At 53.0% G+C, this 25,881-nt stretch carries 23 protein-coding genes; 10 read left to right on the forward strand and 13 right to left on the reverse strand.

Annotated features, from left to right (window positions below):
- Positions 1-305: 305 nt before the first annotated feature.
- From WKK33_RS03295 to WKK33_RS03305, 3 genes are all read left to right on the forward strand, one after another.
- On the forward strand, positions 306-863 hold the full coding sequence (locus tag WKK33_RS03295) for a BRO family protein (protein WP_337932464.1): 558 nt from the start codon (positions 306-308) through the stop codon (positions 861-863).
- Positions 864-1,066: 203 nt separating this feature from the next.
- On the forward strand, positions 1,067-1,663 hold the full coding sequence (locus WKK33_RS03300; protein ID WP_337932466.1) for an ATP-binding cassette domain-containing protein: 597 nt from the start codon (positions 1,067-1,069) through the stop codon (positions 1,661-1,663).
- A 3-nt stretch (positions 1,664-1,666) separates the two neighbouring features.
- Complete coding sequence (locus tag WKK33_RS03305; protein ID WP_337932468.1) at positions 1,667-2,509, forward strand: ABC transporter permease; 843 nt, start codon at positions 1,667-1,669, stop codon at positions 2,507-2,509.
- Here the strand turns inward: WKK33_RS03305 and WKK33_RS03310 are convergent.
- Entirely contained in the window at positions 2,457-3,449 is a 993-nt protein-coding gene (locus WKK33_RS03310; RefSeq protein ID WP_337932470.1) for an esterase-like activity of phytase family protein, read from the reverse strand. The two genes, WKK33_RS03305 and WKK33_RS03310, sit on opposite strands and share 53 nt — an antisense overlap.
- A 376-nt stretch (positions 3,450-3,825) precedes the next feature.
- Here WKK33_RS03310 and WKK33_RS03315 point away from each other — a divergent pair, with 376 nt between their 5' ends.
- From WKK33_RS03315 to WKK33_RS03335, 5 genes are all read left to right on the forward strand, one after another.
- A complete protein-coding gene (locus tag WKK33_RS03315) occupies positions 3,826-4,428 on the forward strand; it encodes a riboflavin synthase (protein WP_337932472.1) in 603 nt (200 codons plus the stop codon).
- 133 nt (positions 4,429-4,561) lie between these two features.
- Positions 4,562-5,902, forward strand: a complete 1,341-nt coding sequence (locus tag WKK33_RS03320) for a TolC family protein (protein ID WP_337569364.1) — start codon at positions 4,562-4,564, stop codon at positions 5,900-5,902.
- Positions 5,903-5,946: 44 nt separating this feature from the next.
- Entirely contained in the window at positions 5,947-7,188 is a 1,242-nt protein-coding gene (locus tag WKK33_RS03325; RefSeq protein WP_337468891.1) for an efflux RND transporter periplasmic adaptor subunit, read from the forward strand.
- Positions 7,189-7,213: 25 nt separating this feature from the next.
- Positions 7,214-7,993, forward strand: coding sequence for an ABC transporter ATP-binding protein (locus tag WKK33_RS03330; protein ID WP_337636919.1), 780 nt, complete (start codon positions 7,214-7,216; stop codon positions 7,991-7,993).
- The gene (locus WKK33_RS03335) at positions 7,993-9,231 is read left to right on the forward strand and encodes an ABC transporter permease (protein WP_337932473.1); all 1,239 of its coding nucleotides are present in this window, start codon (positions 7,993-7,995) and stop codon (positions 9,229-9,231) included. The genes WKK33_RS03330 and WKK33_RS03335 overlap by 1 nt, the downstream gene beginning before the upstream one ends.
- 181 nt (positions 9,232-9,412) lie before the next feature.
- Here WKK33_RS03335 and dapA read toward each other — a convergent pair whose 3' ends face one another.
- The 12 genes from dapA to WKK33_RS03395 all read right to left on the reverse strand — a co-directional run bounded on the left by dapA (position 9,413) and on the right by WKK33_RS03395 (position 22,585).
- On the reverse strand, positions 9,413-10,300 hold the full coding sequence (dapA, locus tag WKK33_RS03340; RefSeq protein WP_215760113.1) for a 4-hydroxy-tetrahydrodipicolinate synthase: 888 nt from the start codon (positions 10,298-10,300) through the stop codon (positions 9,413-9,415).
- Between the two features lie 118 nt (positions 10,301-10,418).
- Positions 10,419-11,336: a DMT family transporter gene (locus WKK33_RS03345; protein WP_337636917.1), complete on the reverse strand. Its 918-nt coding sequence runs from the start codon at positions 11,334-11,336 to the stop codon at positions 10,419-10,421.
- 26 nt (positions 11,337-11,362) lie between these two features.
- Entirely contained in the window at positions 11,363-12,091 is a 729-nt protein-coding gene (truA, locus tag WKK33_RS03350) for a tRNA pseudouridine(38-40) synthase TruA (RefSeq protein WP_337932476.1), read from the reverse strand.
- Between the two features lie 121 nt (positions 12,092-12,212).
- A complete protein-coding gene (locus WKK33_RS03355; protein WP_337932478.1) occupies positions 12,213-13,025 on the reverse strand; it encodes a hypothetical protein in 813 nt (270 codons plus the stop codon).
- 80 nt (positions 13,026-13,105) lie between these two features.
- Positions 13,106-14,272, reverse strand: a complete 1,167-nt coding sequence (locus WKK33_RS03360; RefSeq protein ID WP_337932480.1) for an adenylyltransferase/cytidyltransferase family protein — start codon at positions 14,270-14,272, stop codon at positions 13,106-13,108.
- 8 nt (positions 14,273-14,280) lie between these two features.
- A complete protein-coding gene (locus tag WKK33_RS03365) occupies positions 14,281-15,300 on the reverse strand; it encodes an NAD/NADP octopine/nopaline dehydrogenase family protein (protein WP_337468899.1) in 1,020 nt (339 codons plus the stop codon).
- The gene (locus WKK33_RS03370) at positions 15,297-16,313 is read right to left on the reverse strand and encodes an aminotransferase class I/II-fold pyridoxal phosphate-dependent enzyme (protein WP_321105774.1); all 1,017 of its coding nucleotides are present in this window, start codon (positions 16,311-16,313) and stop codon (positions 15,297-15,299) included. Before WKK33_RS03370 ends, WKK33_RS03365 begins: the two co-directional genes overlap by 4 nt.
- A gap of 153 nt (positions 16,314-16,466) precedes the next feature.
- A complete protein-coding gene (locus WKK33_RS03375; RefSeq protein ID WP_337932481.1) occupies positions 16,467-18,434 on the reverse strand; it encodes a YgiQ family radical SAM protein in 1,968 nt (655 codons plus the stop codon).
- A 3-nt stretch (positions 18,435-18,437) separates the two neighbouring features.
- Positions 18,438-18,773 carry a hypothetical protein gene (locus tag WKK33_RS03380; protein WP_215760683.1) on the reverse strand — a complete coding sequence of 112 codons (336 nt, stop codon included), beginning with the start codon at positions 18,771-18,773 and terminating at the stop codon, positions 18,438-18,440.
- A gap of 31 nt (positions 18,774-18,804) precedes the next feature.
- Positions 18,805-21,552, reverse strand: coding sequence for a fibronectin type III domain-containing protein (locus tag WKK33_RS03385; protein WP_337932483.1), 2,748 nt, complete (start codon positions 21,550-21,552; stop codon positions 18,805-18,807).
- A 189-nt stretch (positions 21,553-21,741) separates the two neighbouring features.
- Positions 21,742-22,296, reverse strand: a complete 555-nt coding sequence (locus tag WKK33_RS03390; RefSeq protein WP_321105795.1) for a 1-acyl-sn-glycerol-3-phosphate acyltransferase — start codon at positions 22,294-22,296, stop codon at positions 21,742-21,744.
- A 16-nt stretch (positions 22,297-22,312) separates the two neighbouring features.
- Positions 22,313-22,585 carry a hypothetical protein gene (locus WKK33_RS03395; RefSeq protein ID WP_287768492.1) on the reverse strand — a complete coding sequence of 91 codons (273 nt, stop codon included), beginning with the start codon at positions 22,583-22,585 and terminating at the stop codon, positions 22,313-22,315.
- A 227-nt stretch (positions 22,586-22,812) separates the two neighbouring features.
- Here WKK33_RS03395 and WKK33_RS03400 point away from each other — a divergent pair, with 227 nt between their 5' ends.
- Together WKK33_RS03400 and WKK33_RS03405 are read left to right on the forward strand one after the other, a co-directional pair.
- Positions 22,813-24,465 (forward strand): diphosphate--fructose-6-phosphate 1-phosphotransferase, encoded by a 1,653-nt coding sequence (locus WKK33_RS03400; RefSeq protein ID WP_215760677.1) that lies wholly within the window; start codon positions 22,813-22,815, stop codon positions 24,463-24,465.
- A gap of 272 nt (positions 24,466-24,737) precedes the next feature.
- A complete protein-coding gene (locus tag WKK33_RS03405) occupies positions 24,738-25,634 on the forward strand; it encodes a GH25 family lysozyme (RefSeq protein ID WP_309438527.1) in 897 nt (298 codons plus the stop codon).
- The last annotated feature ends 247 nt before the right edge of the window (positions 25,635-25,881 follow it).

Here is a 25,881-nt window from a genome sequence, read left to right on the forward strand (position 1 = left end):
ATATACAAAAGGAGGGTGCACCATAAATGACCATAGTCAATTATGACACACCCCCAACCCCTTTCGACAAGAGGCGGAATGCAGATGGCTAACTTCGTGAACTACTCGCAGTTGTGTGCGGCATTGGAGCATACGGCGAAGGATTCTGCTTATCGTTCTTACATAGGTCTTGGGCTTGAGTCGAGGGGGTTGAGGAGTTTGATGATTGAGGTCATAAACAATTTAACACTTTGATAAAATGATGTGCTTTTATCAGATTTCCTAATGACGTACTTTTGCAGCGTAAGATTTAACACTAAAGAATTATGAAGAACGAAATGAAGATTTTCGAGAGTCCCGAGTTCGGAAGGGTAAGGACGGTGACTGACGAGAAAGGTGAGCCATGGTTCTGCTTGGCTGATGTGTGCAAGGTGCTTGGGCTTCAACGTTCAGCTGTCATGAGAAGACTTGAAAAGGGGGGTATTTCAAGTCACCCCCTTTCAACCAAGGGAGGAAGACAACTTATAGCCTTTGTTAACGAGGACGGTCTGTACGACGTAATCCTCGACAGCCGCAAGCCTTCGGCAAGGGCTTTCCGCAAGGGGGTCACCTCCGAGGTGCTGCCGCAAATCCGCAAGATGGGCGGCTACATCCCTCTGCATGAGGACGACGACGAGAAGACCATCCTGGCCAAGGCCGTAACCATCCTGCAACGCACGCTCAAGCAGAAAGACGACCTGCTCGAGGCCCAGCGCCCCAAGGTGCAGTTTGCCGAGGCCGTTACCACCGGCGACGGGTGCATACTGATGAGCGAGATAGTCAAGTTGCTCATACGCTACGGCGTCACGAAACGTTACATTGTTACATGTTACATGTTACAATAAGGTGGTTCCACATGTCGCGCAGCCGTCATTCATCGGGCGCCCACCTCCTACGGCGATGGCCTCAGGGGGTAAGTCAGCAACCCATATTTCACATTCAACATGGAATATCCCCTCGACAACAAAAAAACTAAAAAAAACATTGAAAACGGCAGGTGTGGATTAAAAATATAGTATCTTTGTAAAAACAATAAAACGGTAGATCGATGCTGGAGTTTAAGAATGTAAGTGTTCGCTTGTCGCCCGAGCGCCTGTCGCCGGCCTTCTCGCTGGCGATGGATGGTGGCGAGGTGGCGTGCCTCTCGGGCGGCGCTGGCACGGGAAAGAGCTTGGTGCTCATGGCCATCTTGGGCTTGGTGCCGTTGGCTTCGGGCTACATCACGATCGACGGCGAACTCGTGACGCCCGGCTCCAGCGCCTATTTCCGTCGGCTAATAGCCTATGTGCCGCAACGCATGCCGTCGGTGCGCATGAAGGTGGGGCAACTGTTCGGCGAGCTCATCGGCTTGTCGGTCCATGCTGGCGACGACCTCGACCTGTTGGCCTTGAGAAAGCGGTGGAGCGCCCTGGGCCTTCCCGCCGACCTCGACGAGCGGTGGACGAACGATGTCGACGCCCCTCTGTTGCGCACGGCCATGCTGGCCGCCGTTCCGTTGCTCCATAAGCCCATCGTGCTGGTCGACGACCCCGCACCGCAAGTGGTTGCCCATGGCGCCCTGCAAGAGCTGGCGGCCAGTGGGGTGGAGGTGCTTTTTGCCACACGCCAGGACGGTTTGCCGTGTCATAAAATCGTAAAACTCTGAACCATGAATATATCCGTGCTTGGACTTGTGTTGGGGCTGCTGTTGCTCGCCCTGCCCATTTATATCATCTATGCCTTTGACCTCCGCCTGATGCGACGCCTGTTGAAGTCGTTGGCTATGATGGCAGTCATGGTGTCGGCCTTTGGTGCCATTACGGCTCTGCTGATGACATGTAACATACTGTGGGTCAACATCTTGGTTGGCGTGGCTCTTGCGTTGCTCTCATCGGTGGTCGTGGTGTTGAGGTCGGGCCTTCGCCAACGCAGGTTGCTTCTGCCTGTGATGGCGGCCAGCGTGGCGCCCCTGCTGCTCGTGAGCCTTTATGTGCTGCTGTTGGTGCTCTCGCTGAAGGAGCCCTTCGACACCCGCTTCTTCATCCCCATGCTTGGCCTGATGGTGGGCATGGCGTCGGGGCTCATCGCCCGTGCCCTGCACGCCTACTATATGGGCTTGGCGCACCACAACGAACTCTATTATTACCTCTTGGGCAATGGCGCCACCCATCGCGAGGCCGTCCGCCATTTCGTGCGACGCGGTTTCCAGGCCGCCCTGGTGCCCGTGATGAGGCAGATGAGCTGCATGTTTCTTACCACGGCGCCCGCGCTCATGCTCGGCCTGGTGATGAGCGGAGTGGGGGTGTGGACGGCGGCCCTGCTGGAGGTGGTGGTGCTGCTGGCCGTTACGGTTTACGCCCTCACCACGTTTTGGTTGGCCATCCTCTTGTCGCGCCGCTACGCCTTCGACGAGTATGAGCGGTTGCGCCCCATGAAGAAAGGCGAAGCGCCTGTTGCGCCTACCAGCCCCGTCGCTCCTGAACGGGTGGAGCGGATGGATCGGGAGGAGTAATTAGTTTGACGCTCGTTATCCAATCTTTCAGCACCCCGGCATATTGGTTTTGCGAGTCGGCCACGATGAGCAGCACACGCGAACCGTCGGTCAGCGTCGGTCCCAGGCACATGCCCTCATAGTTGGCGAAGCTTCGGTCGAAAACCGTCAGTTTTGTGCGCCACGACGTGAGCAGCCGCTTGGGCAGAGGCGTGTGGGCCACGGCATCGGCGCCCTGCGGCTCCACCCTGTAGAGTTTGCACACCACAAACGCCCCCACCTTCATTTTGGGCACGTAGGCCTCGCGCTCCAGCACGAGCAAGGCGCCATCGTCGAGCGCACAAATTGTTCCTACGCCATGGGCATAGTGGAGCGCTTTGGCATGGTTGGCCAATGGTGCGTCGAGCCTGTAGGCGAACGATTGCAGAGGCTGAAGGTCGTCGCCAAACGATTGCAAGACGATGTTTCCACTTTCGTTGCACGTCCAGTAGCGATGCGTGAGGGCGTTGTAGGACAAGGCCTCCAACCCCAGGTTGCCCGGCAGGTGCGCAAACACGTCTGGGAGGGCCAGTTGCCGCCCTGTGCGCCGCCCATCCATGCCATATTCCATGATGCGGTTGTCGGCCTCGCCGCTGACCCATACCGTGTTGGTATGCGCATTATAGGCCACCCCCTCATCGTCGCGCCCAGGATGACCGCTGCTGCGGAACCCCATGTTGTAGGCGCCTTTCACCTCTCCGTTGACGCTGTCGGTCACGATGCGGAAAACAAAGAAGCCATCGTCGGCCGACTTGTCGCTCACCACGGCATATTGGTCGCCGCCCAACCACGCTATGCCACTATAGTTGCCCGCAGGGATCGATTTTGGGAAGGCGTGCTGCGTATTTTTGCGCACCTCCACTTGCGCGCGAGCAGTTGATATGCAAATCGTTAAGAATAAGAAGAATATGATGCGTTTCATGATCGTTTTATCATTCTAACGGATGAAAAAACAATTTATTGTCTTGCAAAAAAGTATCCATTTGTTTGGAAGATAAAAAGTAAAATGCTATATTTGCAGATGAAAAGGAGAAACCCTTTGGGAGTTGTATCGGTTCGATCGGGATACTCATCAAATTACATTGAAAACTGAGATGTATCTCTTGCCAATGGCGGGCCACATAAATCGCCTTTGCGACTAAGCTTCAAGCCGGTGGATTACAAAGACGGAGAGCGCTCACAACTTTTATAGCTGGAGTTTTCATCACATCATCGGTATGATTCCCATTTAACATTCGGAGAATTGAGTAAGTGAGAACGCCTCACCTCAGTTCTCCTTTTTTAATTAAATATAGAACATGTTTAGCGGAATAGTAGAAGAAATGGCGACCGTTGTCGCAGTAAGGAAATACCAAGAAAACATCGACTTCACCCTGCGCTGCTCCTTCGTGGATGAGCTCAAGATCGACCAGAGCGTGGCCCACAACGGCGTGTGCCTAACCGTGGTCGACATAGCCGACGGTGCCTATACCGTGACCGCCATGAAGGAAACCCTCGACCGCACCAACCTCGGCCTGCTCAAGCAAGGCGACAAGGTGAACGTGGAGCGCTCCATGATGATGAACGGGCGGCTCGACGGCCACATCGTGCAGGGACACGTGGACGAAACGGCCACCTGCGTGGCCATGGAAGACGCCGACGGAAGCACTTATTTCACCTTCCAATATAAGGCCGACAAGGAAATGGCAAGGCGAGGCTACTTCACCGTCGACAAGGGGTCGGTGACCGTCAACGGCGTGTCGCTCACGGTGGTCGGCCCCACCGACAACACGTTCCAAGTGGCCATCATTCCTTACACCCGGCAGAACACCAACTTCTGCGACATCAGGGTCGGAACCGTCGTCAACCTCGAGTTCGACATCCTCGGCAAGTATATCGCACGCTTGCAGCACTTCGCATAATATTAATAAGGTGGGAAATGTTACGAAATGTAATGTTTCCCATTTTTATTGTTAATAAACACTTACTTCAATAAACCATACTTACTTTCTTACATCCTATAATCGTTTTTTGAACAAATTACCAAAGATGACAATGAAGAAATCGTTTTTCGCATCGGCTCTTGCCCTGTTGCTGCTCGCCCCCGTTTCGGTGGAGGCTCGCCAATGGACGTTGCAAGACTGCATCCAGTATGCTTTGCAAAACAACATCACCCTCCAAAAGTCGCGCGTTCAGCATCTCAGCGCCTTGGAGGACGTGAAGCAAAGCCAGGCCGCCCTGCTGCCCACGCTCTCGGCCTCGACATCCCAGAATGTGTCGTACAACCCTTGGCCCGAGACAGGGTCGTACATGATTGCCGGCGACAAGGTGCAGACCAACGTCGACAAGGTGTACTACAACGGAACCTATAGCATCATGAGCAACTGGACCGTGTGGAACGGAAACCGCAACCGCAACCAAGTGAAATTGAACAAGGTGACCGCCACACAAGCCGCACTCGACAGCGCCACCACCGCCAACTCCATCCAGGAGCAGATCACCCAGCTCTTTGTGCAGATACTCTATTGCAAGGACGCCATAGAGGTGAGCAAGGCCACGCTCGAAACATCAAGGAAAAACGAGGAGCGCGGACAGGAGTTTGTGAAGGTGGGAAGCATGAGCAAGGCCGACCTCGCACAGCTCACCGCCCAGAGAGCGCAAGACGAGTATGCCGTGGTGCAGGCCGAGAGCAACCTCCGCGACTTCAAGCGACAGCTCAAGCAGCTGCTCCAGATCACCGACCAGGAGGAGTTTGACGTGACGGCCGACGTGCCAACCGACGAGGTCGCCCTGCAGGCCATACCCGGCGTGACGAACGTGTATGAGGCCGCCCTGGGAATCAGACCCGAGATTAAGAACGCACAGCTCGGCATAGAGAGCAGCGACCTGCAAATAAAGATTGCCAAGGCGCAGAAGTTGCCCACCATCGGCGTGAACGCAGGAGTGAGCACCAACACCACATCGATGAACAGCAACAATTGGGGAACGCAGCTCAAGAACAATTTCACCCTCGGAGGCGGCCTGTCGGTAAGCATACCCCTCTTCGACAATCGGTCCACCAAGACCGCCGTCAACAAGGCACGGCTCGCCAAGCAGACCTACGAGCTCGACCTCAAGGACAAGCAGACCACACTCTATTCAACCATCGAGAACTACTGGTTGCAGGCGGTCAACAACCAAGCCCAGTTCAAGAGCGCCCAGGTGAGCACACAGAGCGCCCAGGAGAGCTATGAGCTGCTGAGCGAGCAGTTTCAGCAGAACCTCAAGAACACCATTGAGCTCATGAACGGAAAGGATGCGTTGCTCAAGGCCCAGCTCAGCGAGTTGCAAGCCAAGTATCTCGCTATCCTCAACATCCACATGCTGAAGTTCTACCAGAACGGAACGCTGAAATAACGCAAGGCTAAGACAACAGGATAATAACAAGCATAACATATAGGATGAAAACAAAGAAAGTAAGTATGGTTTGGATAGCGGTGGGCGTTGTCGTCATCGTCGCTGTCGCAGCCTTCCTCCTGTCGGGTGGCAAGAAGAAGGAAGAAGTGAATTTCAAGACGGAGAAGGTGGCCAAGGTCAACATTCTCAACAGTATTACCGCTACCGGAACCATCGAACCGGTAAACGAGGTGACCGTAGGAACGCAGGTGTCGGGTATTGTCAGCAAGCTCTACGTCGACTACAACAGCGTGGTGAAGAAAGGGCAGGTCATCGCCGAGCTCGACAAGTCGAACCTTATGAGCCAGTTGAATACCGCCAAGGCGCAGCTCTCCCAGGCGCAAGCCTCGCTTAGAAGCGCGCAAAGCGACCTCGCTTACCAGAAGGCCAACTACAATCGCTACAAGACCCTCTACCAGAAGGGTCTCATCTCGGCCAACGATTATGAGACCGCACGTCTGAGCTATCAGACAAGCCAACAGACCGTGGTCTCGCGAAAAGACCAAGTGGTGTCGGCGCAAGAAGAGGTGTCGCGCGCGCAGACAAACCTCAGTTACGCCACCATCACATCGCCCATCGACGGCATTGTGGTGAGCAAGAGCGTGGAGGAAGGACAGACCGTGAACGCCAACATGAGCACGCCTGACCTGTTTACCATTGCGCAAGACCTCACCAATATGCAGGTGGTGGCCGATGTGGATGAGGCCGACATAGGCGATGTGAAGAAGGGCGAGCGCGTAACGTTTACCGTTGACGCCTATCCCGACGACACCTTCGAGGGCGTGGTGACGCAAGTGCGCCTGGAGGCCACCACCACCAATAACGTGGTGACCTACGAGGTGGTGATTAGTGCGCCCAACGCCGACATGAAGCTCAAGCCCGGACTTACCGCAAACGTGGTGATTTACACCCAGGAGAGCAATGGCGTGCTGAGCGTGCCCAGCAAGGCCCTGCGCTACACACCCACCAAGGAGACCATCGGCGCACGCAAGATGAAAGACGTGAGCAACGCCAAAAACAAGGTGTGGACGCTCGAGGGCAATACGTTGGTGGCCCACAAGGTGAACATCGGCATGTCGGACGGCACACACACGCAAGTGCTCAGCGGCATCAAGGAAGGACAAGTGGTCATCACGGGAGTGGCCATGAATACCGACGACCAGACGGCCGACGATAGCTCCGACGAGTCGGTGTCGAGCCCCTTCCAGCCAGGCCCTCCGGGAAAGAACAAGAAGAACGGCAAGTAAGAATGGTTCCTGAAAGAAGATGCTTATGAAAGATCATCAAATCAATAAGGACATGGAAGACAAGAAAGTCGTCATCGAACTCCAAAATGTGAAGCGCGACTTCCTTGTTGGCGACGAGATGGTGCATGCGCTTCGCGGCGTGTCGTTTAAGATCTACGAGGGCGAGTTTGTTACCATCATGGGTAAGTCGGGATCGGGAAAGTCGACGCTCCTCAACCAGTTGGGATGTCTCGACACTCCTTCGAGCGGCGAATATTACCTCGATGGCGTGTCGGTCAGAACCATGTCGCGCTCGCAGCGTGCCGTGCTTCGCAACCGCAAGATCGGCTTTATCTTCCAAAACTACAACCTCTTGCCCAAGACGACGAGTGTGGAAAACGTGGAGTTGCCGCTCATGTACAACTCGACCGTGTCGGCAAAGGAGCGGTTCGACCGGTCGGTGGAGGCCCTGAAGGCTGTGGGGTTGGGCAACCGACTCTACCATAAGTCGAACCAGATGTCGGGAGGACAGATGCAGCGTGTGGCCATCGCGCGCGCCTTGGTCAACAATCCAGCGGTCATCCTCGCCGACGAGGCAACAGGAAACCTCGACACACGTACCTCGTTTGAGATACTGGTGCTCTTCCAGAAGCTCTATGCGGAGGGAAGAACCATCATCTTTGTGACGCACAACCCCGACATCGCCAACTATTCCAGCCGAAACATTATGTTGCGCGATGGGCGTGTCATTAGTGACGAGTACAACAACAACATCCTTAGCGCCGCCGAGGGGTTGGCCGCGCTTCCGCCAAATACGGACGAATAATGAACTACACGAATCTATTTAAAATAGCCCTCAGAGCCATTTTCGCCAATAAGATGCGCTCGTTCCTCACGGCATTGGGCATCATCATTGGTGTGGCATCGGTCATTACGATGCTGGCCATCGGACAAGGATCCAAGCGGAGCATTCAGGCCAACATCGCAGAGATGGGCTCCAACATGATTATGGTGCATCCGGGAGCCGACATGCGAGGTGGCGTGCGACAGGACCCGTCGGCCATGCAGACCCTTAAGCTCACCGACTATCAGACCCTGAAGGACGAGTGCTCCTACATCAAGGCCATCAGTCCGGTGGTGAGCACCAGCGGTCAGTTTATCAATGGCAATAACAACACGCAGTCGACCATCTATGGCGTGAACCAAGAATATCTGGGCATTCGACAGTTGAGCGTTAGCGATGGAGAGCTCTTCTCCGACCAGGAGTTGAAGGCGAGTGCGAAGGTTTGCATCCTCGGACAGACTGTAGTTGACTATCTCTTCCCTGACGGAACCGATCCCGTGGGCAAGGTTGTGCGATTCAACACCATACCTTTCCGCGTGATAGGTGTGCTGAAGAAGAAAGGCTACAACTCGATGGGTATGGATCAGGACAACCTGGTGCTGGCGCCTTACACCACGGTGATGAAGCGCATTTTGGCACAGACATACCTGAGCGAGATACAGGCATCGGCCATTACGGAGGACGTAACCGACAAGGCCACGGTCGAGATAACCTCCATCCTTCGACGTAACCATAAGCTCAAGGACGCCACGGAGACGACGCAAGGCGACGACGACGATTTCAACATCCGCTCGCAGGAGGAACTGTCGTCGATGATGAACTCCACCACCAATATGCTGACCATATTGTTGGGATGTGTGGCAGGAATTTCGCTCATCGTGGGCGGCATTGGCATCATGAACATCATGTATGTGAGCGTTACGGAGCGTACCCGAGAGATAGGCTTGCGCATGAGCGTGGGAGCGCGTGGCGTAGACATCCTCAACCAGTTTCTCATCGAGGCTATCATGCTGAGCGTAACGGGAGGACTTGTGGGAGTGATATTGGGAATAGGGGCGAGCTACGCCGTGAAGATGTTGGCCCATTGGCCCATCTACATCGAGGTGTGGACTATCATCATGAGTTTCGCCGTGTGTACCTTCACCGGCGTGTTCTTTGGTTGGTATCCGGCTAAGAAGGCGGCGCGCCTCGATCCCATAGAAGCCATTAGGTATGAATAAATAGGTATAGGTATGGATAAGAAGTAACGAGCCACGGTTGTTAAGGACAAAGAGAAAGGGCAACGGCCATCATGGTCGTTGCCCTTTTATGATTGTGCCATCATCAGGAAGCGATGGATGTTGTCGGTTGTAAACAGCCTCGGCAGTTTGGTATTTTGCCTGCCTCGCCAGTTCTTATCAGTTAGAGGCGCAGGCGCTCGAGGATGTCGGCCATCTTCTGCTTGGTCTCGATCTTCGTGGGCACAAGCGGAAGGCGGAGCTGGTTCTCGATGAAGCCCATGTCGTTGAGCAACGCCTTCACGCCGGCAGGGTTGCCGTCGACGAAGAGAAGGCTGTAGAGCTCGGTGAACATGTGGTGGATCTTGCGGGCCGGCTCATATTCGCCCTTGAACTCCAACCGAATCATGCGTGAGAACTCGCGGGGAAGGGCGTTGCCAATGACCGAGATAACGCCGGCCGCGCCACTCGCCACCATGGAGAAGGTGAGGGCGTCGTCGCCGCTGATCACGTCGAAACGGTCGGGCTTGTTGTAGATGATCTCATCGACCTGCTCAAGACTTCCCGCTGCCTCCTTGATGCCTACGATGTTCTCACATTCGTGGGCCAATCGCAAGGTGGTCGACGCCTTCATGTTTACGCCCGTTCTGCCTGGCACGTTGTAGAGCACAAGCGGCAGTGGACTGGCCTTGGAGATGGCCTTGAAATGCTGGTATAGACCCTCTTGCGAAGGCTTGTTGTAGTAGGGGCAGATGCTCAGGATGCCATCGATGCCGCTCCAGTCGGTCGATTGCATCTCCTCGATGACAGCGGCTGTGTTGTTTCCGCCGCAATATTTCAGAATGGGAACGCGGCCATTCACCACATCCTTGACGAGCTGCGTAATCTTATCCTTCTCCTCTTGGGTCAGACAAGGTGCCTCGGCGGTAGTGGCCAGAATGCAAAAGAAATCGGCCCCGTGGTTGAGCTGGTGCTCCACAAGACGCTTGAGCGATTTGTAGTCAACTTCTCCCTCGGGTGTGAACGGTGTGATGAGGGCTATACCTAATCCCTTAAAGATATTGCGTGCCATTATGAATGATTTTCAATAGTGAACCAAATGTGCGTATTCTTAACAAATGCTTTTGCAAAGATACGATTTTACTTTCATGTTGCAAAAGAAATGTAACAAAACCTTTCAATAATTGATTTTATTTGCTTCCGATATATAGGAATACCATGCCCAAGAGCACCAACGCAAGGTCGATGGCCTTGGCGCGAAGGTTCCGCTCGTGGAAAAACAGTCCGCCAAAAAGGAAGCTGACGATGACGCTTCCTCGGCGAATCATCGACACAATGGAAATCATGGCGCCGGGAAGGCTCAGGGCATAGAAGTAGGCGAAGTCGGCCGCGCTCAGGAAGAGGCTGATGCCGATGATGCTCCAGTCCCAACGAAAAGGAGTGGTGTGCTTATGGGTGGGCCACCACAGAATGGCCATCATCAGGCCCATCATGCCCATCTGGTAGAGGTTGTACCACGACTGCACGGCCATGCGGTCGATGCCCACTCCACCATTGGACGGATCGGCCATGAGATACTTGTCGTAGAGCCCGCTGATGGCGCCGAGTACGGCTGCCAGCACAATGAATCCTATCCAACGGTTGTGCTCGAAGTCGATGCCTTCCTTCTTGCCCGAACGGCTCAACATGAAGAAGGAGCCGATGGCCAGCAATACACCGATCCATTGCCACACGTTGAGGCTCTCGCCAAACACCAATAGTGCGCCCACCAATACCATTACGGGACGGGTGGCGTTGATAGGACCCACAATGGTGAGGGGAAGGTGTTTCATGCCGAAATAGCCGAAGATCCAGCTGGAGAGCACAATGAGGCTCTTCAGAATGATGTACTTATGGATTTCCCATCCGCCGCCGCCCACGTGGAAGATGGAGGTTTCGGGAAGGGCGCCCGTGGCGGAGAAGATGATGAAGGGCAGGAAGATGAGCGACGAAAACACCGTGTTGAGAAACAATACGGGGATGACGGCGTTGGAGAGTAGCGATTTCTTCTTAAACGAATCGTAGAAACCCAAAAGGGTTGCCGAAAGGAAGGCCAATAGTAACCACATGTCCTGAATACTATATATAATAGGTGTTAATAATCTACTTGCCAAAGGAACAGGCCGTTGGCAGGCATCGATTCGCCCGCGTCGGAGCGTGTACCGCCCTGGAGGATGCGGTCAAACTGCTCCAGGCTTATGCGCTTGCGTCCCACGTCGACCAAGGTGCCTACTACGGCGCGAACCATGTTGCGCAGGAAACGGTTGGCGGCAATCTCAAAGTAATAGCTGCTCTCGCCTGTCTTCACCCATTGGGCCGTGGTAACATCGCAGAGGGTGGTCTTCACGTCGGCGCCCGCTTTGCAAAACGCCTTGAAGTCGTCGACGGTAAGCAGTTGGGCCGCGGCTCGGTTCATCAAGTCGAAATCGAGCGGGTAATGCATCTCAACCGAGTAATGGCGCAGGAATGGGTCGCGCTTCGTGTGGATGAAATAGCGGTAAACGCGACGGCGGGCCGAGAAGCGGGCGTGCATGTCGGCGCTCACGGCCTCTATCTTCTCGCAACTAATGTCGCGCGGAAGCACACGGCCGAGACGGTAGCAGAGCTGGGTGGTGTCGATGGGTTGCTCGCTGTCGAAGTGGCATACCATTTGGTGAGCATGCACACCGGCGTCTGTGCGGCCAGCGCCCACAACCTCTGTGGGGCGGCGCAGAAGAAGCGACAGGCCATCTTGCAATTTCTCTTGTACGGACATACCGTTGGGCTGTATCTGCCAGCCGTGGTAGGCGGTGCCGTCGAAACGTATCCAAACGAAGTATCTCATGTGTGACGTGAAATTTCGTGCAAAATTACAAAAAATACGTGTCAATAGCAAAAGAGGATGCGCCAATATCCATTCGCAAGACGTATTTCCATTCGCAAGACGTGTTTGGCAAGCCAACTTGTCATTGAGCGTGAAACCGCACATAGGCGCGGTCGTCGAACGAGCCGTTGCCAACCATCAGACCTTTGGTGGCTACAAACGAATGGATGCAGAAAGGATCGGTGGACAGTTGGTGGCGCAAAGCCTCTTCGCTCTCTTGGAGTGTGGGGCGAAGGTGGGGATAGCCGTCGGACGCCAACACCACTTCGTTGCACGATGGGCTAAGACGAATGGTTCGTACCCCTGGCATGAAGATGGGGTAGCCATCGATAACGGCGTAGCTGGTGTTTTCGCCCGCCATGCTCTCGATGAGCGAAGGGATAATGGTGTCGCGGGCGTAGTCGTGCACAATGTGACCACCTTCTGTCATGCTGGGGTGGACCTTGAGCATATTGGGGAACACCTCAGCACGGCGTCGGGCCAACACTTCTTCATAGGGCTTGTCGTTGGAGTAGGCGAGTCCATCCACCATGCATTGGCAGTCGCCTATCATCCATATCTCCTGGCGATGGCAACTGTAGACGACGGCGCTGGCGCACAACCGCTCATGGGGTGGCAACAGGGTGGATGCGTCTTGGGAAGGGTATAGCGCATGGATAAAGGCCGTTACCTGCTTGCAAAACTGAGCGAGGGTTATGTGGGGCGAGACGTTTCGGATAAAATCGCTGATGGCCAACATGCAATAGCGACCGTTTTTCATGTCGGGATGAAACCGGTGGGGCGTTTTGCTGGTGCTTCCGTCGACGACGGCTATAAAGTGGGGCGTGACCACTATGCCGTCCTCGCAATCGTTCATCGTGTGTTTGCCTACAATCTGTTGTTCAATGATTTTCATACATTCAATGACCTGTTGTCTATCAAGCTGTCTATTGGGGCGAGCGCGCAAAGGGATCGTGCCAAGGCGCAGTTGAACCATTAGGCCTTAGGTTGCGCGTTGGAGAGGGTCTTCTCCGCTATTTTCTTTTTCAACTCGCTGGAGCTCACGCCGTCAGTACGTCCCAACACGATATGCTCCTTTCCATGCTCCTCACACCATTTGATGGCACGCTGAAAACCCTCGTGACATTGGTCGGGACCCGTGACAAAGACGTCGAAATCGACCTCCTTCACGATTTTGTCGACATCCGTGTAGCTTATCACTTCGTCAACATATCGGATGGCCTTGATCATATACATGCGGTCTTCGGTGGAATTGAGCACCTTAGCCGTAGGCTTGTATTTCAAGATGTAATTGCTGTCTTGGGCTGCAACAATCAGGTAATCGCCCAATCCCTTTGCCCGTCGATACAATTCCACGTGGCCCTTATGTAGCAGGTCGTAAACACCCACCGTAAGCACCTTCTTGTACCTACGCGGTTTCATGCTGGCCAATTGCACGTTCTTGGGAAGTGGAACGCCAGCCTTTTCGCAACGCGCCTTGAACTTTCGGAAATCTTTCTGTCGGTGGTGGAGCAGCCATGCGTAATACAACGCGTCGGGCATGATGTCCTGCGAACGGGCAACCAACCACAGCTTCCATTTGGTTAAAAGGGCGGAGGAGTAAACCACTGTTTGTTTAGGGATGGTCCAATCGGCTCCATACTGGAACGTGAGATACTCATCGACCTCCGTTGGCACATTGAGCTTGATACCCTTGAAGTCCCACTTCACCGTGTTCTGAAGATATTTCTCGTGGATGAAGTCGGAACCACCGGTATGGCGCACATCGCTGCTAATCTTATGGAGCACAAACACTTTGATGTATTCGCCGTTGCGCTCCAGGTAAAACAGACCTCTCCGTTCGTAGCGGGCCAAACGGAAACCCACGTCCATGAGAAGCCAAAGAACGTCCTTGAAGCGTTCCTCGTCTTCCTTGAGGATGTATATGTCAAACACGGGTTTCCAAGGCTGGAAATCGTCGTTGCGCACCACGCCGATGAGCGTGCCGAACGCAGGGCCCCAGTTGATGTCGATCTTGTCGAGATAGAGGGCAAACACCCTTAGGTTCTCGAGCATCACCTCCTGGTTGATAACCTTGTTGTCGAAATGGAGGAAGCGATTCTCAAACTCCAAGAGTCCTTTTGATGTTTTAAGATGCGCCATAGGCCCAATTAGATGTTTATTTTGCTCATGCCCCACGCATACACCTTGTCGATGTGGGGGCAAGATATGCCCTTCTCGTGAGCCAGTTTCCAAATATATTTAAGTCCGTAAGGGAAATCCTCGGTGAAGTAACGACTTGTGAAATCGGGCATCCAGCCCTCTTCGGTTTGCTTCATGGGGGAGGCAATGCCCTTGAAACTCTGGATGGACGATAGCTTGGCGGCCAACGATTTGGCGTCGTGGCTTTCGTAATAGTGGAGCGCCGTTGGCAGGAAATGGTCGGAAACGGGCAGCACCTTCAGGAGTTGGAAGAATTCCTCGTCCATCTTGATATAGAGGTCAGCGGCCTCCGTAGTCCATTCCTCGTAGAACAATATCATGCGGGGGAATGGTTTCCCCTCATGGGCTCCTCCAAACAGGGTGTAAAGACGTGACGTGTGTAGCAACGGATTGCTGTTGGTGAGGCTCGCTTCGTAGAAATTTTTCAGTATGTTGATCGGGCGCTCAAACCACTCGCCAAGCATCTGCGCAAAGGCTTCCTTCTCGCTATCCGACACGTGTTCGATGGCCACATTATGGGCTTGCTTGTGGCCAAGGAGATGGGCCGATTGGCCATACTCGTTTACACGCGAGATGAATGGCACGCGCTGGAATCCCCATAGGGGCTGGTCGGCACGGAGCACCTCGTGGGCCTCGAAGAAGAAGCCTGTGGAGGAAAAGACGCAACCCACGAAGGTGTGGGGCGATAGATGGGGCTTCAGCTTTTGAAGTTCGCTACGAATCAGAAAACCAGGAAGGCACAAAAGCACTACGTCCGACATGGGAATGACCTCTGCGGGGTTCGCGCTGACAATGTGCAATGGCGCGTGAAGAAGCTCCTTCTCGGGCGTGTCGACGATGATTTCGTGTGCCCACTTCTCGGGGCGGTTCGTGAGGAGGTTCACCACAGCATGGCGTCGGGCTGCCAACCATCCCGCTACGACGTGGCCCAATGAGCCGCCTCCGCATATCGTGATTGTTTTCATCATGCCAATTCTTTTAGAGCTTGTATGAACCGTTCGTTGTCGGCGTGGTTGCGTATGGCAATGCGCATATACCTGTCGGGCTCTATGCCTTTCTTCGCTAAGCAAGCGCTTGCCAAGATGTTGAACCTTTTCAGCAGGATGGCGCATAGCTCCTTGGGCTTGTAAGGGGGAAGCACTTCCAGGAAGAAATAGTTGGCCTGCGAGGGCATGACGCGGAGGAATGGAATCTTTCGGAGCGCAACCTCAAAGTCGGCGCGGGCCTGGATGAACTGGTCGCAAGCTTTTTGGTAATCGGTACGGTACTTGGGGTAGATCTGCATGAAGAATTCGGCGAACGAATTGATGTTCCAAATGCTCACTTGCTTCTTCATCCTGGCGATTAGATCTGTGTCGGCGCTACAGAGTATGCCTAGGCGCAAGCCCGGCACGCCATAGCTCTTTGAGATCGACTTGAGCACGCACATGTGAGGGTACTTCTCCATCAACGAGTTGTCGAGGAAGGAGTTGTGGGCGTAACCCACGCTGAAATCCACAAAACTCTCATCAAGCACAAAGCGCATGCCACGCTCCTCGCACCATTGTGCCAATTGATGGACACCCTCCAACGGAATGAAATTGCCAGAGGGATTGTCGGGATTGATGAGAAGGAGGGTTTCGACAGGGTTCGCGCCAAAGAATTCGATCATGTCGGATGCGCCATAACGAAACGACTCGTCCTGCGGAACGAATGTTACCACTTGCTCAGCAGACAGGCGGTTGGGATATTCCTCAAACGTGGGGCGCACCACGCCTACCTTTCCATCGAGGTTCTCCGTTAGCGCCTTGATCAGTTCGGCGGCTCCATTTCCTGGAATGATGTATTCGGGCTTGATGCCCCAACACGTGCTGGCCAACGCTGAGTTAACGGCCATGCCAGCGGGGTATTCTGACACAAGGGTGCGGAAATGCGCCTGCATCTCGTCGATAATGCCTGAGCGGTTAAAGTAGGGGTTTACCAGATAGCAGTAGTCTAACATATCTGGATAAATCCAAAAACCGCCATATCGACTATAATATTGCTTAAGGAGTTGTTCGTCCTCTGTCATTTTTTGATGGTTCTTTTGTTGAGAATGGAATTATCTATCACGACGTGTGTTGAGAATAGCCTGAACGATCACGACGCGGGGGCGTTATCGTTTCTTGGTTTTCTTCCCAAAACCACGGGGCTGGAAGTTGGGATTGAACGACTTGCGTTTCTTTTCGCGCTTGTCGGTTCGTTCCGGCGAACTGCCAATGGCCTTGGGGTCGTACTGGGCACGACCATGGTAAGGCACGCCGTCGTAGAGCTTGCTTATGAGGTCGGGCCGACCAATGCGGCGCAACTCGCGCTCAATGGAAGCACGCTCCTCGGGCTTGTACCAGAAGAAGAACTGGCGCTGGGCCAACTTCTCGCGGGGTGTCTTGGCCGACGACACAGGCTCCAGGGTATAGGGATCGTAGCCGGTGTACCACGTCTCGGTGCTCACGGTCATTGGTGTAGGTGTGAAGTCCTGCACCTGTTCAAGGTGAAAATCGAGGTTCTTGGTCAGCACGGCCAGCTCGGCCATGTCCTCCTCTTTGCATCCTGGGTGTGAACTGATGAAGTAGGGAATGATCTGTTGGTTGAGCCCCTCCTCGCGGTTAATGCGGTCGAAGATGCGCTTGAAGTCGTAAAACTGACTGAATGATGGCTTGCGCATTAGGCGAAGCACGCGATCGGAGGTGTGCTCTGGGGCCACTTTCAGGCGTCCGCTCACATGGCGTGTAATGAGCTCGCGCGTGTATTGGCGGGCGGCCTCGTTCGATTTCTCGTCCTTGCTCTTGTGCAACAACAGGTCATAGCGCACGCCACTTCCAATGAAACTCTTTTTGATGCCTGGCAAGGCGTCGACAGCATGATAGATGTCGAGCAGCTTAGAGTGGTCGGTGACGAGGTTGGGGCAGATCTGTGGATTGATGCACGAAGGGCGGCGGCAACGCTCGCAGGCTTTCGGGTTGCGTCCATGCATGCCGTACATGTTGGCCGACGGACCGCCCAAGTCGGAGAGATAACCCTTGAAGTCGGGCATGGCGATAACCTGTTTTACCTCACGCAAGATGCTCTCCTTGGAGCGGCAAACCACAAACTTGCCTTGATGGGCCGATATGGTGCAGAAGGCGCAACCACCAAAACAACCGCGATGCAGGTTGACGGAGAATTTAATCATCTCGTAAGCAGGGATGGTCTTGCCCTTGTATTTGGGATGGGGCATGCGTGTGTAAGGCAGGTCGAAGGCGGCGTCGAGTTCTTCGGTGGTCATGGGAGGATAGGGGGGATTGACGACGGCAAACTGATGATCAACACCCTGAATGAGTCGTTGGGCGTGCATCTTGTTGCTTTCTTCCTCAATATGCCTGAAGTTTTCGGCTTGTGCCTTCTTGTTGCGAAGACATTCCTCATGCGAATGGAGCACGATGTCGGTATCGCTGATGCCGCCAGGAATATCTTCTTTCTTAGCGAGATACACCGTTTGGGGAATGTCCTTGACATCTTTGATGCTACGGCCACTCTCCAGTTCCCGGCATAGTTGAAGCGTGTTCTTCTCTCCCATGCCATAGAGAATAATGTCTGCGCCACTCTCACAAAGGATGCACTTCTTCAGTTTGTCTTCCCAATAGTCGTAGTGGGTGAGGCGGCGTAGGGATGCTTCGATGCCTCCGAGCACCACAGGAACATCGGGGAACAACTGTTTTAGGATTTTGGAATAGACGATCGAGGGATAGTCGGGGCGCATGCCATGCCGACCGTCTGGGGTGTAGGCGTCGTCGTGGCGCATCCGGCGGTTGGCGGTGTAGCGGTTGACCATAGAGTCCATGGCACCTGGCGAAACGGCAAAGAACAAGCGTGGCCGCCCCAACTTCTTGAAGTCGCGGTAGTCGCCATGCCAGTCGGGTTGTGGAACGATGGCCACTCGGTAGCCGTTGGCCTCAAGCATGCGTCCAATGACAGCTGCGCCAAACGACGGGTGGTCAACGTAGGCGTCGCCCGAGAAAAGGATGACGTCGAGTTGGCCCCACCCCCTTAGCTCACATTCCTTCTTCGTGGTGGGTAGGAAATCGGTCAGTTGATAGTTGCGCATGCCTTAATCGCTCACCTCTTGTGGATCCACTTCGTCTTGGTTAGCATGCTCACCCTTCCATTTCACATAGAGCAGCACCAACTGATGCAGACCGAAAGCCTTCATGTTGTTATTGTAAATAACGTCGAGGCACAGGTCCAACAGATCCTTGTCGTTGCCCGTCTCGCTCTCGAGCATCGAGCGGACGTTGAATTTCAGCTTGTCGAGAACTGTCTCGTCGATAATACCATTGCTGTCGATCAAGTAGCGAAGAAGGGCGTACTTATCAATGGTTTGCAGGTGTTTCTCGGTCACCTCTATGCTGCGGGTGCCTGAATGGTTGGCTTGTATCTTCATGATAGAATGATTTGATATATGATATGTTGTTTGTTTACTGTAAAATATAGTTGAGTATGCCTTGCATCAGTTTGTTGCGCGTGGTGCGGTCGGTGATGCACTCGAAGGGGAAACCCATGACAAAAGCCTTGTAATCGGTGCCTGCGTAGGCTACGGCGGCCGACTGGCCGCTGCTATACTGCATGGCGCAGATGGCGTTGCCCTCTGGGCTGAGCACGTTGGTGTGGGTGGCTGCGTAATGGTATGGGTTGAGCGTTCGGTAGAAATCAAACTGCATGCCCAATCCGTTCACACCTGTCAGCGAGTCGGTTTTGACGGTTCCACCATAGCTGGCCTTCATGAATCGGCTGAGCCATGCTGCGTCATCCTCTTGCATCATGTCCTCGCCAACGTAAGCGCCACTCACCAAGATGCGTCCTCCGCCTTGTGTGTAGGCGGCAATTCGTCGCTGCATTGACATAGGAAACGACTTATAGTACTTGACGGTGTTGGGGTCGTACTTCTCCAATCCCAAGATCAAGTCGACGGCTTGGTACTTCTCAAGTTTTACCTTGCCAGCTTCGATGGCCTCAGAACTGCAACTGACAACGTTGTATTGCTTGGCTGAGGCGATGGCGTCGGTATGTGCAATGGTGTAATTGAAATCGTTGCCTGCTATGAAATGGCCGGCAAGTTCGTCGCCGCCATATCCCAATCCGCCAGGGCCTTCGTGCCCCATGCGCGAAACGTCGAAGCATTGTTGACGTCCATTCCAACCTGCGGTGAGGCCGTATGACACACCTGGGTCGCGGTCGATGTCGAATCCCTGTTGGTAGTTGTTGTCGACAACTGCTGGTGTTGCCAATCGGTGGAAACCATTGATGACAAGGATGGTTTTGCGTGCGTTCGGACAGCTGAAGGCTGATACGGTCTCAGACGGGAAGCTCTCTCCCCCTCGGTTGGCTGCCGTAACGCGGAAATGATAGGTCTCGCCAGGCTCAATGGTCATGACGGCGGAGGTGCCATTGACTTTTGTGCCGTTATCGAATCCACCGTGTCCGGTAGCCGTATAGATAATGTAATAGGTTGGGGTGGCTGTCGGTTCTTGCTCGTCGGGCTGAGCGCTCCACGACAGTTGCACTTGGTTTTTCGCTGTCAGTTCAACAGACACATTGCGAGGGGCCAAGGGCGCTATGATGGTCGAGCGGCCATGCATGCTGTTGACGTATCTCACAATGGTCTTGTACATCGAGCGCGCCAATGTGAACTTAACATTGGGATCTTGACCCAAAGCCATGTCGGGGAAATTTTGGTGCGACAAGGTCTCAATAATGGCTGATGGAACTTCGGGTAGGCGCGTTTCTGAGTAGTTGCGGTCCCAAAGGTAACGACGGTTCCAACGTTTGTACACAAATGTCATGTCGCGTGTGATGCCTGAGAGAAGTTGTTCTGCAAACATTTTCGACGTTTGTCGGGTGACACCCGATGACAGACGCCCGTCGTTGAAATCGGTGGTGGCAATGGCCAGTGAGCCAACTATGTCCTTGCCGTTGGGTGCATAACCAGCGTCGCTATGAATGGCCAACGACAGCTCGATGGGTACTTTCTTGCCGTCGAGCGTGGGCACATAGACAGACCCTCCCGCCAACCAGTTGGTCATCTTCGAGCGTGTGTTGATGTCGTCGGAATAGTCGTCGTCGCCACCTCGGGCACCATAGGTGGTGTAAGGGGCGCCCGCCCACTGGGCATAATAGCGTGCTCCCTCCAAGCAACGGGGGTAATGGCTGATGGCGCCACCGCGTTCAATGTTGCCCATGCCGCCTCCAAAGCGCACGGCATCGGCTGTTACGATGCCTTTCATGCGGCTTTGGTTGGTCAGCATGACACAGTTGTACACGTTGTCGCCCTTGTCGAAATCGAAGGTGCCGAGGTAAACCCAGGTGCCGCCTCCCATCTGTTGGTTTACGCGAAACTCGGTAGCCTGTCCTTTGTGGAACACGGTATAGTGCGCGTCGTCAACGCTATTGGGAAGGGATTGGTAACTTACGTAAATGGCGTAACGGCCTTCTTTGGCGAAATGGGGCTGGTATTTGACGAACGCCTTGTCGCTTTTCTTGCTGGCTTTCATCATTCGAGCCGTACCTGCCAAGAAGGGATTCTCATGGTCTACATAGTGTCCGCTATGCGCCTTAAATCCTTCATGTGGGGCTGTTAGCCAACTTCCGCTTTCCGCATATTCCTTGTATTGGCTGTCAGAGGAGTTGAGGCCACCATCGTTGTCGACGATATACTCATCGGTTTGCCAGTCGCGTTCACGTGGAGTGAACACCACAGCTCCTGCATTCTCGAGCATGGGGATGAGGAATGGCACCACGATGGTTTGAGTGAACAGGTCTTCTGTGGTGCCAAAAAGATTGGGCCTTTGCCATTTCCAAAAGCCTTTTTTGTTGTCGTAATACCTACCGTGTGAGGCCCATAGACTGATGTGACGGTCATAAAGACCGTGTGTGATGTTGATGGGGCGTGATGCGTTGTCCACCCAAGGCCGTCCGTTATAATTGATCTTGCCCCACAAGGCTTGCGAACCGTCGCGTTTCGACTTGTGGCTGGGTACGTAATCCTCCACAAGCATGCCATTGCTGACAATTTGTATGCGGTATTTGTTATAAGGCTTGGGTAGAGCCTTCTTGACTTTTCGGTAGATCTGGCCCACTTGTTTGTCGGTGAAGTCTTGTTGGGCAAAGTGTTCGTCGGTGGTGATCGTAACCAGTTGGTTGCGGTCATCCACCGAAAAACTCTTCATTCGAGGCTGTTGTGTAAACCAAGAACCTTTCGCATGATAATTGAGGAAATACTCGTTTAGCGAACGATTCGCTTTTTCCTTCTGCGTAAGGCCTTGCGCTACGACACTTGTCGAAAGCGCAAACAGACATGCACAACCAATAAGCAGGCCTTTTCCTAAAGTCATATTAGAATCAAATTTGTACCCGGCTTACACTTCTCCGATGGAGAAATTTTCGGGTTTCTTGCCTTTGAAGTCTTTGAAGTAGAGCTTAATATGGCGCATGTCCTTCTCCAAATCTCCTGACGGCATGATGCTTTCAGTACAATTAATGAGTTTCTTCTCGTAGTCGACTCCGTAGAGCAAGATTGGAATTTGCGCCTTCAGGGCTATAAAATAAAACCCTTTCTTCCAATCAGGATTGAGTGATCGTGTGCCTTCGGGTGTGATGCACAGTCCGAATTGTTGGCGTGTCTTCGCCTCTTCGGCCAAGTGGTCGGTCATGCTGGTGTGCTTCGAGCGAAACACGGGGATGCCTCCCATGCGGCGAAAGATGGGGCCTAATGGCCAGAAGAACCACTCTTTCTTCATCAGGAAATTGGTGTGCATGCCTTCGGCGCGCATGTACAGTTGCCCAATCAAGAAGTCCCAGTTGCTGGTGTGAGGCGCCAAGCAGATAATATACTTGTTCGGATGTGCTACGGTAACGTTCTTTTTCCAGCCCAATTGCTTATATAAAAGCCAATGGCAGAACTTTCTCATGATCATTCGGACGCTATGTTTATGCTAAAGTTCCAATCTGGTCGATAATCTCGTTGATCCGCTGGTTGAAGTCAGAGATGAGCTGACGGTAATACTCGCGTGCCGTCATGCCGGGCTCAGGATGAGAAACGCGCTTCACAAAGTCGTTCCTTGTGACGATGATGGACGAGAGGAGGTTGTTGACGGCTTCCTCGTTGTTAGCTGTTCCATACAGTGATGCTGCTACACCCTCTGCGAACAAATCGCTGCAAACGTAGTTGATGGTCTGCTTTAAATCTCTTTTCTTTGCCATGGTTTGAAATTGTTTTTTGGTTGATAGGCGGGCATAGGCCATGGGAGCTTGCCCGACACAGTTTCTTGAAATCCAAGTCCAAAGATAAGTAAAATTGCGGAAATGCAAGCAGAAGTTCTAAAAAATCTTTTAAAAAAGACTTTTCTTTCTCTTTTCTTTCCATATATCAAGGAAAAAACGTAAATTTGCAACAAATCTGACGTATTAATTAATTAGAAGAACAGAAAATGAAAAAGAGTCTTTTGCAGAAGGCCCGTGCTCTTTATCAGCCGAAGCTGCCTAAAGGTCTGCAGGGTGCCATTAAGGTGAAGGAAGGTGATCCGACACAAAGCGTGGGTGATCAGGATGAAATCAAGAAGTTATTCCCCAACACTTACGGTATGCCTCTCATCGAGTTTGTACCTGGCGACAAGTCTGCCGACAGCGCTGTTAATGTTGGTGTTATTCTCTCAGGTGGTCAGGCTCCTGGTGGTCACAATGTGATTTGCGGTATCTTCGATGCCGTGAAGAAGATGAACCCTGCCAACAAGGTGTACGGTTTCTTGATGGGTCCCGGCGGTTTGGTGGACCACAACTACATCGAGCTCACTTCTGAGTTCGTTGACGACTATCGTAACACAGGTGGTTTCGATATGATCGGTTCTGGCCGTACGAAGCTTGAGGAAGTTGGTCAGTTTGAGAAGGGTATCGAGATTCTTCGCGAGCTCGATATCAAGGCTGTCGTAATTATCGGTGGTGACGACTCTAATACTAACGCTTGCGTGTTGGCTGAGTACTATGCTGCCAAGAATTACGGGGTACAGGTTATCGGTTGTCCGAAGACCATTGATGGTGACTTGAAGAACGACCAGATCGAGACAAGCTTTGGTTTCGACACCGCTACAAAGGTTTACGCTGAGCTCATTGGTAACATCGAGCGCGACGCCAACTCTGCCCGCAAGTATTGGCACTTCATTAAGCTCATGGGCCGTTCGGCTTCGCACATCGCCCTTGAGTGCGCTCTCCAGACCCAGCCTAACATCTGCATCGTCTCTGAGGAGGTTGAGGCCAAGGACATGACGCTCAATCAGATTGTTGAGCAGATCGCCTCTGCTGTTGCTCAGCGTGCTGAGGATGGCAACAACTTCGGTGTGGTGCTCATTCCTGAGGGCCTTATCGAGTTTATACCTGCAATCGGTCGTCTCATCGACGAGCTCAACGACTTGCTCGCCGCTCACGGTTCAGACTATAAGGATCTTGACAAGGACGCCCAGCGTGCTTACATCCTCGCTCACCTGAGCAAGGAGAACGCAGAGACTTTCGCTACTCTTCCTGAGGATGTAGCTCGTCAGCTTTCTCTCGATCGCGACCCTCACGGAAATGTGCAGGTGTCTCTCATTGAGACCGAGAAGCTTCTGTCTGACATGGTTGCCGCTAAGCTCGCTGAGTGGAAGAAGGAAGGCAAGTATGTGGGTCATTTCGCTGCCCAGCACCACTTCTTCGGTTACGAGGGACGTTGTGCCGCTCCTTCTAACTTCGACGCTGACTATTGCTATGCTCTCGGTGTGAGCGCTGCTAACCTCATTGCCAATGGCAAGACGGGTTACATGGCCATCGTTAAGAACCTGTCGGCACCCACGGATGAGTGGAAGGCCGGAGGTGTGCCTATCACAATGATGATGAACATGGAGCGTCGTAATGGTGAGATGAAGCCTGTTATCCGCAAGGCTCTTGTTGAGCTCGATGGTGCTCCTTTCAAGAAGTTCTGTCAGTGTCGTGAGGAGTGGTCACGTGAAACTTGCTTCGTTTATCCTGGTCCTATCCAGTACTGGGGTCCTGCAGAGGTTTGCGACCGCGACACACGTACTCTCTCTCTTGAGAACGCTGCTAAGAACAAGTAATTATCAGGTGCTTGCACCTTGTTAACTATTTGTATAAAAATAATAAAAGGGGCATTCCTCTCGCTCAAGGGCTGTGTGGGAATGCCCCCTTTTCTAACCGATGGAGACCGCAGTTTACGTTCAGGTTATGAAACCTAACAGTTGTGGTCAAGAGAGTAGAAGGCTTGGGTTGTTCATCAATGATGGCAAACAGCCATTGTGATGTGTGGCTGAATATGCCTTGCATTCTTTGTTAACGCTCCTTCGGTTGGTGATAAGTTAAAGCTCAACCTATGTCAACCAAAACACCCACACGCTCCAGATACCAGACGACCCGCCACCGCAAGCCAACGACTTACCGTCGCTCACATGGTTGGGGACTGTTGTCATTGCTGCCTTTCATGAAGAAAGGTAGGCGTTGGCCTTGGCTTCTTGGAGGTATTGGAATCTTGGTTCTTTACGTTTGGGCGTTTTATTATTTCTTTGTGGGTCCCACGGGTTTCCGGTGGCGCGCGCTTTATGGCGACGCCAAATATCCGGCAGGCTATGAGATACACGGCATCGACATTTCCCATTATCAAGGCACCATCAATTGGAACCGTTTGCGCTATAGCGCCATGGTTGATGGTTGTCCGATTCGTTTCATCATCATTAAGGCAACGGAGGGCTCCTCGCGCGTTGACGAGAATTTCTCCGATAATTTTGACAATGCCCGCGAGTATGGTTTCATTCGTGGCGCCTACCATTTTTGGAGCAATAAGTCGTCGGCTCGCGATCAGGCTTATTACTTTTTAAGCAAGGTCCATTTGGAGGAGGGCGACCTTCCGCCCGTGCTCGACATTGAGCATATGCCTCAAGGCAAGAGCGTTGAAGATTTTCAGATGGATGTGTTGACGTGGCTACACATCGTTGAAGATAAGTATCACGTGAAGCCAATCATTTACACCTATTATAAATTTAAGGAACGTTACCTTAGCACCTCTGTCTTTGATGGCTACCCCTATTGGATAGCGCATTATTATGTCGATAAGGTTGAGTATAAGGGGAAATGGAAATTCTGGCAGCATACCGATGCAGGCCAGTTGCCTGGCATCAAAGGGAACGTTGACTTGAACATTTACAATGGTTCCTACTATGACCTTATGCAGTTGACCATAGGAGGCTCTGACGAGATGACCACCGATGAGTGACGTTCTTGCCAGTCATAGAATCCCTAACTTTATTTTTCGGTAAGGGGGCTTGAAGGCTAATCCGTATAACCTTTCTTATGGCAGGGTGTTTTGCTCTGGGTGAAACCCTGGTGCGTGATGCTTTCCATGCGATTGCTGCAACTTGCTCTTTCTGTGTCGTGATGCCTATTTAGGGGCGGTTGAGCATAGGCATAGGAAATGGGCAAAATAAAACCCCAATCGAACGAACGATTGGGGTAGAAAGGGT

This window comes from Hallella sp., from assembly GCF_037460745.1.
GTDB lineage: Bacteria > Bacteroidota > Bacteroidia > Bacteroidales > Bacteroidaceae > Prevotella > Prevotella faecis.